This is a genomic window from Saccharopolyspora taberi, from assembly GCF_039534165.1.
GTDB lineage: Bacteria > Actinomycetota > Actinomycetes > Mycobacteriales > Pseudonocardiaceae > Saccharopolyspora_D > Saccharopolyspora_D taberi.
In genome coordinates this window covers 877,033-890,575 of sequence record NZ_BAAAUX010000014.1, presented here as the reverse complement: position 1 = coordinate 890,575, position 13,543 = coordinate 877,033, and the positions used below count along the sequence as shown (strand labels likewise).

The 13,543-nt window shown below is 69.4% G+C and carries 10 protein-coding genes; 8 read left to right on the top strand and 2 right to left on the bottom strand.

What is annotated here, in order from left to right; genetic code table 11:
- Window positions 1-28: 28 nt before the first annotated feature.
- The 7 genes from ABD691_RS18335 (at window position 29) to rfbH (ending at window position 8,557) form a co-directional block, all read left to right on the top strand.
- Entirely contained in the window at window positions 29-940 is a 912-nt protein-coding gene (locus tag ABD691_RS18335; RefSeq protein WP_344681244.1) for a glycosyltransferase, read from the top strand.
- Window positions 937-2,499: a trehalose-6-phosphate synthase gene (locus tag ABD691_RS18330; RefSeq protein ID WP_344681242.1), complete on the top strand. Its 1,563-nt coding sequence runs from the start codon at window positions 937-939 to the stop codon at window positions 2,497-2,499. Before ABD691_RS18335 ends, ABD691_RS18330 begins: the two co-directional genes overlap by 4 nt.
- Window positions 2,457-4,169, top strand: coding sequence for an ABC transporter transmembrane domain-containing protein (locus ABD691_RS18325; protein WP_344681240.1), 1,713 nt, complete (start codon window positions 2,457-2,459; stop codon window positions 4,167-4,169). The genes ABD691_RS18330 and ABD691_RS18325 overlap by 43 nt, the downstream gene beginning before the upstream one ends.
- A complete protein-coding gene (locus ABD691_RS18320) occupies window positions 4,166-5,962 on the top strand; it encodes an ABC transporter ATP-binding protein (protein ID WP_344681238.1) in 1,797 nt (598 codons plus the stop codon). The genes ABD691_RS18325 and ABD691_RS18320 overlap by 4 nt, the downstream gene beginning before the upstream one ends.
- 16 nt (window positions 5,963-5,978) lie before the next feature.
- Window positions 5,979-6,926 (top strand): phosphotransferase family protein, encoded by a 948-nt coding sequence (locus ABD691_RS18315; protein WP_344681236.1) that lies wholly within the window; start codon window positions 5,979-5,981, stop codon window positions 6,924-6,926.
- Window positions 6,927-7,044: 118 nt separating this feature from the next.
- Window positions 7,045-7,269, top strand: coding sequence for a class I SAM-dependent methyltransferase (locus tag ABD691_RS18310; protein ID WP_344681234.1), 225 nt, complete (start codon window positions 7,045-7,047; stop codon window positions 7,267-7,269).
- The gene (gene rfbH / locus ABD691_RS18305; protein ID WP_344681232.1) at window positions 7,250-8,557 is read left to right on the top strand and encodes a lipopolysaccharide biosynthesis protein RfbH; all 1,308 of its coding nucleotides are present in this window, start codon (window positions 7,250-7,252) and stop codon (window positions 8,555-8,557) included. Before ABD691_RS18310 ends, rfbH begins: the two co-directional genes overlap by 20 nt.
- A 9-nt stretch (window positions 8,558-8,566) precedes the next feature.
- On the opposite strand, the gene ABD691_RS18300 is transcribed toward rfbH, so the two are convergent.
- Complete coding sequence (locus ABD691_RS18300; protein WP_344681231.1) at window positions 8,567-9,748, bottom strand: acyl-CoA dehydrogenase family protein; 1,182 nt, start codon at window positions 9,746-9,748, stop codon at window positions 8,567-8,569.
- 158 nt (window positions 9,749-9,906) lie between these two features.
- On the opposite strand from ABD691_RS18300, the gene ABD691_RS18295 reads away from it, so the two are divergent.
- On the top strand, window positions 9,907-11,061 hold the full coding sequence (locus tag ABD691_RS18295; protein ID WP_344681229.1) for a DmpA family aminopeptidase: 1,155 nt from the start codon (window positions 9,907-9,909) through the stop codon (window positions 11,059-11,061).
- Here ABD691_RS18295 and ABD691_RS18290 read toward each other — a convergent pair.
- Window positions 11,056-13,503, bottom strand: coding sequence for a carbamoyl phosphate synthase preATP-grasp domain-containing protein (locus ABD691_RS18290; RefSeq protein ID WP_344681227.1), 2,448 nt, complete (start codon window positions 13,501-13,503; stop codon window positions 11,056-11,058). The two genes, ABD691_RS18295 and ABD691_RS18290, sit on opposite strands and share 6 nt — an antisense overlap.
- Window positions 13,504-13,543 lie beyond the last annotated feature (40 nt).

Below are 13,543 nucleotides of genomic sequence, written 5' to 3'. Positions count from 1 at the left end.
CCCACCGGTATGCGGGAGGAGGGAGCACATGGCCGACGAGCGCGGATCGACCGTCGTCGTCATCGTGAACTACCGGACCGAGGAGCTGACCTTGGAAGCGGTGCGCACCGTTCGCGATGGTGCGCCGGAAGGAACCCGGGTCGTGGTGGTCGACGTGGCATCGACCCCCGGAACGACGGCGTTCCTGGAAGAGGGGCTGGGGAACAGCGCGACGCTCGTTCCGGTCCCGGAGAACTGCGGTTATGGTGCGGCGATCAATCGCGGCGCCCGGGAGGGAGCAGGGGCCGCGCACCTCGTCGCGATGGCCTCCGACTGCCTGCTTCCCGGCCAGGTCCTCCGGCGGCTCGTGTCCGTCCTGGAGGAGGACCCGGAGCTCGGCGTGGTCGCTCCCGGGGTCCAGCGCTCCGCGGCAGGACAGCGCGCGAAGGTCGCCCACGAGTTCCGTTCCGTTCGCCGCGAGTGGGATCTGCTCATGAGCGGACCCCGGGTGCACGACGAGAACGGGAACGACGGGCGGACGCCGCGTTGGCTGGTCGGCGCGTGCCTGGTGTTCCGCGGCCCCGCGTTCGAGGACATCGGGGGCTTCGCCGAGGACTACTTCATGTACGCCGAGGACATCGACGTCTGCTGGCGGTTGCAGCGCCGGGGCTGGCGCGTCGACACCGATCCTCGTGAGGAGATCGTCCACCTCGCAGGCGTTTCGACCGGGCGTACCTGGAACGCGGCCGAGGTGCGCCGCCGCAAGATGCGAAGCGAAGCGCGGTTCTACGCCAGGTACCTGGGTGCTGCGGAGTTCCTGCTGCTCACGCTCCTGCGAACGGTGCGGGTCCTTGCCGGGCGCTCGACCGGTTCCGTCCACCGCCGTGACGCGCTGCGCCTGCCCGCCGACGCGGTCGTCTCGCTCGTCTCGGAAAGAAGTCGGGCGGCGGTTGCCCGATGAGCGCGCAGGAGTTCGTACCGGGAAGCGCTCCCCGGGGGACGACGCTGGGGGAGCGGCCCACGATCGTCTTCGTCCACGACCGCTGCGTGGTGGACCTTTCCCCTTTGGTGCCGGGAGAATCAACCACCGGCTCGCGCGGAAGCGGTCCCGTCGAGGTCCCGGTTCACCCTGGGGGCTGGGCGATCAACCTCGTCGAGACGCCCTTCCCCAAGGTCTTCGTCAACTCGGCGCGTTCGCCGCACGAGCACTCGATCGCCCGCGACGGACCGGTCAGGGTGTCGGCGTCCGGTGAGACGTTCACCGTGTCCCTCACCCGGAGCGGGAGGGCGCTCTACCGAAGGTCCTACGAGCGGTTCGTCAACCCGATCATCTGGAAGCTCCAGCACGGCATCCTCACCGATGGCGCGTTCGGTGCCGCGGAACGGGATGCCTACGGATCGGGCTACCGGCAGGTCAATCGCGACACCGCCTCGAACGTCTGCCGCCAGCTGAGCCGGTTGACCGGTCCGGTGGTGGTGTCCTGGCAGGACTACCAGTGGTATCTCGCACCGGCGCTGGTCCGCCGTTGGCTGGAGCGGACGGGCCGCCCGGACGTGTCCATGCACCATTTCGTCCACATACCGTTCCCGCCGCTCGAAGTCTGGCGACGGCACCTCCCGGAGGACGTTCTGCGCGACCTGTTCGGCGGTCTGCTCGGCAATGACGTCGTCGGGTTCCACACCCCTGAGTCGGTCGAGAACTTCCTTCGCTGCTGCCGTTCCGTCCTCGACCTCCCCGTCGACTTCGACCGCGGGGTGGTGCGCTTGCCGTCCGGCCGGTCGACGCTCGCGAAGGCGTATCCGCTGCCCATCTGCGACCGGCGGTTGCGAGGGCTCGCGCAGTCGTCCGCGGTCGATGCGGCCGTGTCCGAGCTGCGACGCCAGGTGGGGTCGCGGAAGCTGATCTTCCGGACCGAACGTGTCGATCCCGCGAAGAACTTCCTCGGATCGCTGCACGCGTATGCGAAATTGCTCGGCGAAACCGACATCGGGGACGATGTCGTGTACCGGGCACGCCTGCTGCCGTCGCGCGAGTCGGTCGCCGAATGGTCCGCGTTGCGCCAGCACATCCGCGCCGAGGCCGAGCTGCTGAACGAGAGGTTCGGACGCGCCGGATGGCGTCCGGTGGACATCGAGTTCCAGGACGATCTCGTCCGCGCCATCGCCGGATACATCCGCTACGACGTGCTGGACGTCGTGCCCTTCGCCGACGGGATGAACCAGGTATCGCTCGAAGGCCCATTGTTGAACCGCGCGGACGGAACGGTGGTGCTGTCGCGGACCGCGGGATCGTACGGACTGCTGGCCCCGCACTGCTTCGGGGTCGAGCCGTACGACGTCGGAGATCACGCTGCGGCCCTGCATACCGCCCTCCGGCTCGACGGGCCGTCGCGCAAGCGGCGGAGCAGCGGGTTGCGACAAGTCGCGGCCCGCGGCGACCCGCTCGACTGGCTGTGCGGGCAGATGGACGATGCGCAGTGGATCTCGAAGACAAGCCGGTGCGAGGCGTGGTCATGGTGATGCCCTCGGCGTCGGCCGGTACGGGGTTCGTCCGGCGGGCACTGGTCACGTCGTGGCGCCGGTCTCCCGGGCTGTCGCTGTGCGGGGCGGTGTGCGGAGCGCTCTACGGTTGCTCCGCGGCGATGTACGGGTACGCGATCGGCCTGGCCACCGACTCCGTCGTCGCCTCCTCGGGGGCGGGCTTCGATGGGTCCTATGTGGTCCTCGTCTGCGGATTGCTCGTACTGCTGGCCGCCGGGAGGTGCGCACTTCGGCTGGGGCGCCGTGTGTTCGCGAATCTGCTGCAGTTCAGGATGCAGCACGCGACTCGGGAGCAGGTGCTGGGGGAAGTCGGCGCTTTCAGAAGGCGCCTGCCCGACAGCGCGATGGGTCAGGTGCAGAGCCGCATCGGGGCCGACGTCGATGAGGCGTGGGTGTTCCTGATGGTCCCGCCGACCGCGATCGCGCTCGTGGGCATGACCTTGGCCGGGGTCGTTCTGCTGACCACCATCGACGTCCGGCTCGCCGCGGTCGGTCTCGCCGGCTTCCTGGCCGTCGCCTGGGCGAGCGTGGTTTACCAGCAGCGCCAGGAGAAGCGGACCCGGGTCGCCCAGAACCTGCGGGGAGACATCGCGACGACCGCGGGCGAGATCTTCGCCAAGCACGCGACCATCGCCGGATTCTCCGGCGAGTCGCGCCACCAGGCCGAGTTCGACCGGGTGAGCGATGCGCTGCGCGACGCTCGCCTGAGCGTGGGCCGGGTGCGGTCGCTGTTCGAGGCTCTGCTCGACACGATCGTGCCGGCCAACACCGTCGTCATGCTGATCGTCGGGGTGCTTCTGGTTGAGGGGAGCGCCATCTCCGGTGGAGGAGTGGTCCAAGCGGTGTTTCTCACCAACCTGCTCTTCACCCCGCTGCGCGGCCTCGGCCCGCTGCTCGCAGAACTGCCCAGGAGCCAGTCCAGCCTCGGACGCCTGACCGAACTCCTTGATGTTCAGCCAGGTGCGGCGGTGACACCGCGGCCAAGTGATGAGGGCGTCGCCTGGCGGGCCTGCCGTGTCGAACTCAGGAACGCCACCGTGGAGGGAGATTCCGATCAGGTAGGTGTGAAGGGGCTCGACCTCGTGATCAGGCCGGGGCGTCCCGTGGTCGTGGCCGGGACGCACGAGGACGGTGTCGACACGGTGACGGCGCTCGTGCGCGGCGACATCGAACCGGACTCGGGCAGCGTTGTCCGCCTCCAGGAGGACCGCACTCGGGCCGGGCTGGTCCTGGTCGAGGAGCATCCCTTCGTCCTGGCAGCCAGCCTGTGGGACAACATCTGCCTCGGTGCCGAGCTACCCGCCGACGAGTTCCGGTCCGTGATCGGGGCAGCGGCGCTGGAACCGTTGATCCGGAAACTGCCGGACGGCGCCGGCTCGCTGCTCCGCGAAGAGGGGAAGTCGTTGTCAGCGGGCGAACGCCAGCGGGTCGGGATCGCCCGGGCACTGGCGAAGAGGCCGGCCCTGATCGTGCTCGACGGGACGACGTCAAGCCTGGACGTCGTGACCGAACACCGGATTCTGACCACCCTCGCCGAGATGTCGTCTCCGCCGGCCGTGATGGTGGTGACCCGCCAACCGCGTGACCCGATGGAGCACGTCGAGCTCGTTCGCCTGCGCGCCGGCAGGAAGGAGGACGGGCCCTCATGACGCGCCCCAGTCCGAGCTGGCGGGCGCTGCACCAGCGACTCCTGACCCAGTTGAGCCTCTCGCCCCTGTACCGGTTGTCCAGGGCAGCGCCCGCCATCTACTGCGGGCTGCCGGTGACCGCGTTGTGCGGCATGGTCGCGAGCGCCAGCCTCGTCGCGGTTCCGCTCATCGTGGACCAGGTCGTCGAGAGCATCGGACTCGGCAGGGCGGGATCGGGCACCGGCGCCCGCATGTCTCCCATGTTCGCCCTGGCTCTCACGGTGGTCCTGGTCGGCGCTGTGGCCTCGTACGCCACCTACCGCCGGATGTACACCGCGGCGGAGACGGCGGCGTCCCAGATCCGCAGCGCGCTCATGGCTTCGCTTTTGCAGCGCCTCGGTGCGCGGGCACGCCCGCGATCCGGTGACGCCGTGGCGATGCTGACGGTGGACATCGAGATCGTCGCCCGCTTCATGCGGACGCTCGGTGTGCTCGCCGTGCTCAACGTCGGCCAAATGCTCGTCGCCGTGTTGCTGCTGCTGTTCTACTCGTGGCCTCTAGTGGCGGGCATTGTCCTCTGTGTACTTCCGGCTTGGGGTCTGGCGAAGTTGGTGCGGTCTCGTGCGCTGCGCGCGTTTTCCTTCGTCCGTTTCCGCCTGGGGATGCTCCTCGCGTCGCTGACCGAGTACGTCCGTTACGAGCCGCGATTGCGGCATCTGGGGGCGCGGGGATTTGTCGAGGGTCGCGTCAGAGCGCAGCTGCGCGAGTACCGTTCCGGCCAGAAGCGGGCCGAGCTGCTGTCGGCCGGCATGACGGCCACCATCGAGGTGTGGGCCGCGCTGTCGCTGGCGACATCGCTGGGGGTGGGGGCGTGGTTGCTGTCCGAGCGCTGGATCAGCGTCGGCCAGCTGGTCGCAGCGGTGTTCCTGGTGCAGCTGTTGACTGGACCGGTGCAGGCGCTCGCGGAGATGCTCAACTTCCTGCAAAATGCCACAGCCGCCGCGGCACGCCTCCTCGACTGCATCCAGCCTTCCTCCGTGTCACGGTCGGCCAACAGGGCAAGGATTTACTCGCAGAACCGGGAGTTCCTGCGATTCGAAGACGTGTGGCACAGGTACGACGCGGAAGCGTCTTTCAGTCTCCGTGGTGCCACCTTCGGACTCCGCAGCGGAACCACGACCGCCTTGGTGGGGGTGAGCGGCTCCGGCAAGAGCACGATCGCACGGCTCATGGCGGGTGTTCTGGAACCTGACTCCGGGCGGATCGAGGTGGCCGGACGGTTGTTCGGCACCGCCACGTTGGTGCCCGAAGACGTGCAGCTGTTTCACGGATCGTTGCGGCACAACCTCTCCTACCCCGGGCCCGCGCAGCCTGACGACGTGCTCGCCCGCGCACTGGACCAGCTGTCGTTGACCGGTTGGATGACCGGGTTCGCCGATGGACTGGACACCGATGTCGATGCCGAGCCGCTCGGGCTCCTCGACCGGCAGCGAGTCGCCGCGGTCCGGGCACTTCTCGCGCGGCCCGGACTCCTGGTGTTCGACGAGTCGCTGTCCGCCATGACGACGGACGAGGCTCTCGAGTTGTGCGCGGCGCTGCGGGCTGCCATACCTGGCGTGTGCATCGTGATCATCACTCACAGTCCCTGCCTCGCGCACCGCTGCGACGAGGTCGTCGTCCTCTCCGACGGGCTCGTCGTCGGGCAGGGAGCGGCCGATGTTCTCGTCGAGACGTGCGCGCAGTACCGAGCCCTGACCGAGGGTTTCCCGCACGGCGGCGTTGGCGAATTCGGAGGTGACCATGCATCAGTCTGACCAGGGACCCGCGTTCGTGGAGAACCTGCTCGCGGAACAGGGGCTCCCCGCGAACGACCTGGTTTGCGTGAGTTCCGCGGGAAACCAGGTGTGGCGCACCGAGCGGCACGTCATCCGGATTTCGTCCGGACGATTTCCTGGAGCGTTCGCGCACGAGGCCCGCGTCGTCGCGCTGATCGAGGGATCGGTACCCGTCTCCCCGGTCCTCGCGCACGGTGTCGTCGCTGAACGAGAGTGGATCATCTCGGAACGTTCCCACGGGCAGACCGTGGCCCGAGCGTGGTCGGAGATGACCCGTGCCGATCAGCACAGCGTCGGCCGCCAGCTGGGTTCGGTGCTCAAGGCCCTGCACGCCACCGCGGTTCCCGCCGGATTCGAGAACCCGTGGCTCTCGGCCGCCTTTCACGACCCGGCCAGGTTGAAAGACGCCTACCATCCGCCGCCGCGCCTGTTTCCTGAGTTTCTGCGCGCGGCCGCCGCTCTGGAGGGTGTCGACCCCGATGTTCTGCAACAGCTGGAGGCGTATGTCGCTTCACGACTCCATTGCTTCACCGCGGCTGAGGAGAACGTGCTGACCCATTGCGACCTCCACTTCGACAACCTGCTCTGGGCGGACGGGGCGATCACCGCGGTGCTGGACTTCGAGGGCAGTCGGCTCGCCCCGCGCGATCAGGAGCTCGACACGATCGTCCGGTTCGTCCGAGCGCCGGCGGACTACGTCGGCCTGCCGCGCGGCGCCGAGGACGTTGTCGATTTCGCCCCCGCCCTCGATGACATCGGGACCACCTACCCCGAGCTCTTCGCGGGGGAGGACCTGGTGCCTCGCCTCGAAGTCTACGAGGTGATGTGGTTCCTGACCGAGCTGCTGCACTTCCCGCCGCGGAGGCGACCGCACGGTCCGTGGAGGCGATTGCGCGAGATCGTCTCCTCCGGGTCCCCGATCGGCGCGATGCTGCGGAGGTGAAGCATGGGTGGTTGGCGGCCGCACGACCCGCCGGTAGTCCGGTGGTGCTGGCGTGACGTCGCTGTGCACAACATAGCCTGCCTCAAGACGCCGGCGTGCGGTCGCTTTTCTCGAAGGCATGCGCAAGACTCTGCTCCGATACCGGCCGAGCCTGATCGTGATCGAGTGGAGCTCGACGCTGCTGAGGCGTGCGGCGTCGACGAACGAAGTCGAGCAGTTCCTCGCCGACATCGGCTATGCGCGGTCCGAACGCTTGGCGGACCACAACGCCCTCTTCTTTCCTGCCGGAACTGATCGAACCACACCGTGGGGAGGGAATTCTCGTGCACGACAGGAAAAATGAGATCCTCGAACTCGTGGCCGGGTACCACCGGCAGCACGAGGGCGGGGAGTTCAACCCCGGCGAGACCCTGGTGCAGTCGTCCGGTGCCGTGCTCGACGAGAACGACCGCACAGCTCTCGTCGAAGCCGCACTCGACATGCGGATAGCGGCAGGGGTGAGCGCCCGGACGTTCGAGCGGAAGTTCGCCCAGTACTTCGGCCTCCGCAAAGCCCATCTGGTCAATTCGGGTTCCTCGGCCAACCTGCTGGCGCTGTCGGCGCTGGCCTGCCGGGAGCTGGGGGAGCACCGGCTGCGGAAGGGGGACGAGGTCATCACCGTCGCGGCGGGCTTCCCGACGACGGTCAACCCCATCGTCCAGAACGGCATGGTCCCGGTCTTCGTCGACGTCGACCTCGGCACCTACAACACGACGCCCGAGCGGGTGGCGGCGGCGATCGGCCCGCGGACGCGCGCGATCATGTTGGCCCACACGTTGGGAAACCCTTACGAAGTCGCGGAAATCGCCGCCCTGGCGGCCGAACACGGCCTCCACCTGGTGGAGGACAACTGCGACGCCGTCGGATCGACCTACCAGGGGAAGCTGACCGGCACGTTCGGGGATCTCGCGACCACGAGCTTCTACCCCGCCCACCACATCACCATGGGCGAGGGCGGCTGCGTCCTCACCGACAGCGTCAAGCTGGCGACCCTCGTCGAATCGCTGCGGGACTGGGGGAGGGACTGCTGGTGCGCCCCGGGCGAGGACAACCGCTGCCACAAGCGCTTCGACCAGCAGTTCGGAGAGCTGCCGTTCGGCTACGACCACAAGTACGTGTACTCCCACGTGGGGTACAACCTCAAGTCAACCGACCTCCAGGCGGCGCTGGGCCTCAGCCAACTGGCCAAAGTGGACGAGTTCGGCAAGGACCGCAGGCGGAACTGGCAAAGGCTCAGGGAGGCGCTCGACGGCGCCCCCGGCTTGCTGCTGCCCGAGCCCACTCCTGGTTCGGACCCGAGTTGGTTCGGCTTCGTTATCACGGTCCTGCCCACGGCCAACTACAGCAGCCACGACCTCACCAACTTCCTCGAGTCCCGCCGCATCGCCACCCGGCGCGTGTTCAGCGGCAACATCACCCGCCACCCCGCCATGCGCGAAGTGGAGTACCGGGTGTCGGGAGTTCTCGACAACAGCGATGCCATCACGGACAGGACGTTCTGGGTGGGCGTGTACCCGGGCATCACGACGGAGATGATCGATTACGTCGCAGACTCCATCCTGGAGTTCGCAGGTCGGCGAGTGGGGGCCTAGTTTTGATCGTCACGGCACCAGGTCAAGGAACTCCCAGTGCGCCTCGGACTGTGCGCCGCTGAGCCATTTCCCGCAGTTCTGCAGGACCACCGGGCCCGAAGTGGTGTGCTGGGCACCGGTGGCCAGGTCGCGCAGGAACCGGTCGATCGGCCCGCGGCGGATCGCCGCTGTGCCCGCCCATCGGTGCACCGTCCGGCCGATGTCCTGCACGGTCCACGTCGTGTGGTTGAGCGTCAGCCTGATCAGCGTGTCCTGCTCGGTGCTCAACGGCTCGCCCGCGGCCAAGGTGGCTTCGATGCTTCGCCATTCGGCGATCGCCCATGCACGCGCCGAGCGGAGCCTGGCTTCGGCGGTCGCGTACTCCGCGTGGAACTGCGTGGTGTCGACGGCGGCGTTGCGGGTTCCGGATTTGGTCGCGGCGAGCAGCTTCAGCTCGTCGAGCAGGCGCCGCCCGACACCGAGCGTCCAGCCGGTGTGCCCGATCGCGGAGGTGTTCACCAGCCCGAGGCGGTAGATCGCGCCGCCGTTGGCCGGGGTCGTCGTGGTCGCGGAATAGGTGTGCGTGGCCGGGACGAACACGTCGGAGCAGTGGTAGTCGATGCTGTTGGTCGCGCGCAGCCCGAGCACGTCCCAGTTGTCGACAAGACCCACCTGCGACTTCGGCATCGCCAGCACGCGGAGTTCCCCGGTGCCCTCGACCAGGATCGCGCTGTGGATGTGGGTGGCGAACGCCATCCCGGAGGCGAACTGCCAACTCCCGCTCACCAGGTAGCCACCGTCGACCGGGACGGCACGGCCGGGCCTGGTGCCGTGCCCGGCCACCAACGCGTGGTCGCCGCCCGCGACGTCGGCGAACAGGTCGGCGGTGGCTTCGGCACCGAGGTAGGCCGCGGTGGTGCCGGTGATGTGCTGCATCGCCATCATCGTCCATCCGGCCGCGGCGTCGTGGTAGCTGATCCGCTCGATCATCTCGATCAGCTGGCGCGGGGAGAACTCGTGGCCGCCGAGGCTCTTCGGCAGCCCGGCCCGGACAGCTCCCGCGGCCAGCAACCTCCGCGCGGTGTCCTCGGTGAGGCGGCCGAGCTCCTCGGCCGCGCCCGCGTTCGATTCGAGGAGCCCGGACAGCGCGTCGATTCGTTCCAGCACCGCCGGGAATTCCGGGCTGACGTTCAACCGGGCCGAGACCGTCATGGGATGGTTGCTCCTCGCTGGCGATGGGTCTTCGATCACTTTCCCACGGCCCGACCGTCGCCCGAAAAGGGTCTGATCAGCCGACTCGTTTCTCCCACTACCACGACGTGGTCCGGTTCTGGTCTACTGACCGTTCGGCCCCATGGGAAGGATGCGCGATGCCTGCTCCTGCTTCGTCCACTGTGGATGGTCGCCCCAGGGCGCGTGGGCTGGGGATCCCGTTCGCCGGCCGACCCGGCCCGGTCAACGCGATCACCGACGTGACAGGGGTCGAGGTCGGTTACACCACGCTGGTCCACGGGGAGGGGCCGCTGCGCAGCGGCGAAGGACCGGTGCGCAGCGGGGTCACCGCGATCCTGCCCCGGGGCCGGAGCAAACCGGCGCAGCCCTGCGCCGCCGGGTGGTTCGCGCTCAACGGGAACGGCGAGATGACCGGGACGTCGTGGATCGAGGAGGTCGGCGCGCTCACCACGCCGGTGCTGATCACGAACACCCACGCGGTGGGGCCGTGCCACCAGGGCGCGATCGACTGGATGGTTGGCCGGGGACCCGCCCGCGGCTGGCTGATGCCGGTCGTCGCGGAGACCTTCGACGGCTACCTCAACGACATCAACGGCGGGCACGTGCGGGCCGAACACGCGGTGAGCGCGTTGGAGTCCGCTGCGGGCGGCCCGATCGCGGAAGGCTCCGTCGGCGGCGGGACCGGCATGAACTGCTACGGCTTCAAGGGCGGCAGCGGGACCGCGTCGCGGCTGGTCCGGCACGGCGCCGACGAGTACGCGGTCGGCGCGTTCGTGCAGGCCAACTTCGGTGCCCGTCGCCACCTGACCGTGGCGGGCCGTCCCGTGGGGCTCCGGATCGCGGCGGAGAACCCCATGGAGGACCGCGGCTGGCTCGCGCCACCGGGCGCGGGGTCGGTGATCGTGGTCGTCGCCACCGACGCGCCCCTGCTGCCGGGGCAGTGCAAGGCGCTGGCCCGGCGGGTGCCGCTCGGGCTGGGGCGGACCGGCACCATCGGCTCGCACTTCTCCGGCGACCTGTTCCTCGCCTTCTCCACGGCGAACGAGGGAGCGCTGACCAGCGAGTTCGACTCCGACCGGACCTACGAGACCCTGCGGTTCGTGCCGTGGGGCGGGATCAACCCGTTCTACGAGGCGGTCATCCAGTGCGTGGAGGAGGCCGTGCTCAACGCCCTGGTCGTGAACGAGACGATGGTCGGGCGGGACGGCCACCGCTCGCCCGCGCTGCCGCACGACGAGCTGTTGCGCTGCCTCCGCGAGGGCAATGTCGAGCTGGGCGAGCCCACGTCATAGTTCGCGACCGCGGCGGATTTCCTCGACCGTGCGCACGTCCGGCGCGTGCTGGTGCAGGCTCTGGATGCCCAGCGTCGCGGCGGTCAGGCGTTCCCAGCTCTCGATGTGCAGCGACCCTTCGGGTGGTGTCGCCCCGCTCCGGGGGATGTCGACCACGAGGTCGACTCCGCTGTCGCGGAACAGCTCGGTGGTCGTCGGCTGATCGCGCTCCCCGACGGCGGTGACGTCGATGGCGCTGCGCCGCAGCAGTCCGGCGAGTTCTTCGGGTGCGAAGATCTCGAAGCAGAGATCCTGGAGTGTTCGCAGCGGAAACAGCATGGTCCGCTTGTCCCCGCCGACCGCCGCGAGGTAGACGCGTCCGGTGGTCGGCAGCGGGCGGTGAACGGCGGCCTGCGTCTTCGCGAACGCGGCGCCGAACGCGTCGGAGATCCCCATGACCTCGTGGCTGGTACCGGTTTCCCGCACTGCGACGCAGCAATCGCGGCCACCGCTGGGCAGGACGCCCTGCTTGCGGAGTTCGGAAATCGAGGATCCCGCGATGACGCGCGCGGCGGCTCCGGCGAGGGGAACCCCGGTCGCCTTGGTGAGGAACGGAAGCGCCGCGGACGCCAGCGATGCCACTGAGACGACATGGGGACCGTTGTCCCACGTGAAGCGAACCTGGAGCGGCCCGCGTGCGTTCCGTGCGCGGGCCACGCTCTCGGTTGCGGCCCGCAGCTGCCGCACATCGGCACTTCCGAGGTGGATCGGAGGATGAACGCAGGCGGAACGATCGATGTGCTCGATGACGCCGCCGACGTGCAGGTCCGTTCCGTCGAACAGCGCCTCCACCGAGTACTCGTGCGCCGGTGGTTCGAGTCGGCCCCCCGGCCCGCGGAACTGGGTGACGACCTCAGGACGCGAATCGTGGATCGCGACGACGTCGTGCACGTCCTCGGCGGTGCACGGCGCGACCCAGGTCCGAACCCACGCGGGAAGCGAGGCCGGATCGCTGTGCAGGACCGCCACTTCGTGGCCCGCGCCGCGCAGCGCCCGGTAGGCCTGAACGCAGGAGTGGGTGAAGTTCCCGCCGGGGGAGCCGACGACGAGCGTGGTGAGCGGGCGGTTCGGTGTCGCCGCTTCAGCGTAGGTCGAGTAGCTCACCAGATCAGGTCCGGTTCCCAGCAGTCGTTGCCCCGGGCGGATGCCCAGCCCGTCCCGCAGCACGCGCACCGCTTTGCCGGACGTCCCGCGGATGTCCCCGATCTGCTCGTCCGAAAAGCCGTGCCGCTTGGCGGAACGCAGCAGCGCCGGATCGAGATCGGGGCGGACGGCGAGATCGTCGGCGATCCGGTTGAGGGCCGCCAGCTGCCCGGCGAACCAGACGTCGATCCCCGCCGCGCGGGCCACCGCTCCGGTGCTCGTTCCGGCGCGCAGCGCCTGGAGCATCCGATTCCACTGGCCGGGGCCGGATTTCCGCGCGAGGCGGAGCAATCGCCTTGGTCCCCGAGGAGGAACCGACCACGACAGCGCGCCGTCCTCGGCGGACCGAAGCGCCTTCTGCAACGCCTCGGGGAAGGAACCCGCGAGCCCGACGACGTGCCCGCCCGGCCAGCGCATCCGAACCGCCACGTGGTCGTCGGACGCGGGAGGGCCGAGCGCGATCTCGTCGAGGCGGTGGCCGAGGACCAGACGCGTCACGGCTCCGGCGATCGGACGAGCCCGCAGCTCGAAGAAGCAGGGCGGCCAGCGGTCCAGCCGAGTGGGGAGGATCTCGCCCCCGCGCGGGTCCTGGAGCAAGCGAACCCGGTACGCACCGGCGCTCCCGGTGCCGTTCGCGACCATCGCCCGCGCCGTGTCGGACAACATCGCGCGATCCCGTGGCTCCGGCGTCATCGCGGGCGACACGGAGAACGCGGCGGCCGACCCGCCCGCGGTGCGGTCGATGTTCTCGACCAGATCCGCGACCAGCACCGAGCCGGCGTCGTCCCGGAGCACCACCAGCTCGTACTCGCGCCACCCCGCCGTCGACCTCGGCGGCCAGTCCGGTGCGGTCGACGGCTCGGACCGGCAGGTGCCCGCGGCGTTCGCCGAGTCGAACTCGGTGGCGCCGACGCCGAGCAGGTCGACCCCGTGCGCCTTCAGCACCCCCGACTTGACCAGGTCCATGACGGCCTCCATCGCGGGACCGCTGCCGCGGACCGGCAGGAGCGCGTCCGGGCGTTCCCTGGTCAGGACCGCCAGCAGGTGATCCGGTGTGACCGGCTCGACGTAGGCCGCGTCCGCGAGCCCGGGATCGGTCAGGACGGTGGCCGGGTTCGAGCTGATCGCCACGACCCGGATCCCCTCGGCCCGCAGGACCCGGCACACCTCGGCGCTCGACCGGTCGGAACCCGCAGCCCCGCAGCAGCCGTGGTCGTCCCCGACGACCACGACGGAGTTCAGGTCCGCTCGTGTGGGCACACGTCCTCCTGCAGTCGCGGTGCCCGCGGCAGGCCGTCGC

Coding starts and splice junctions, on each gene's coding strand:
- ABD691_RS18300 (WP_344681231.1), bottom strand. CDS start 9,748: ATGACGGTCTCGGCCCGGTTGAACGTCAGCCCGGAATTCCCGGCGGTG.
- ABD691_RS18310 (WP_344681234.1), top strand. CDS start 7,045: ATGCGCAAGACTCTGCTCCGATACCGGCCGAGCCTGATCGTGATCGAG.
- ABD691_RS18335 (WP_344681244.1), top strand. CDS start 29: ATGGCCGACGAGCGCGGATCGACCGTCGTCGTCATCGTGAACTACCGG.
- ABD691_RS18330 (WP_344681242.1), top strand. CDS start 937: ATGAGCGCGCAGGAGTTCGTACCGGGAAGCGCTCCCCGGGGGACGACG.
- ABD691_RS18320 (WP_344681238.1), top strand. CDS start 4,166: ATGACGCGCCCCAGTCCGAGCTGGCGGGCGCTGCACCAGCGACTCCTG.
- ABD691_RS18295 (WP_344681229.1), top strand. CDS start 9,907: ATGCCTGCTCCTGCTTCGTCCACTGTGGATGGTCGCCCCAGGGCGCGT.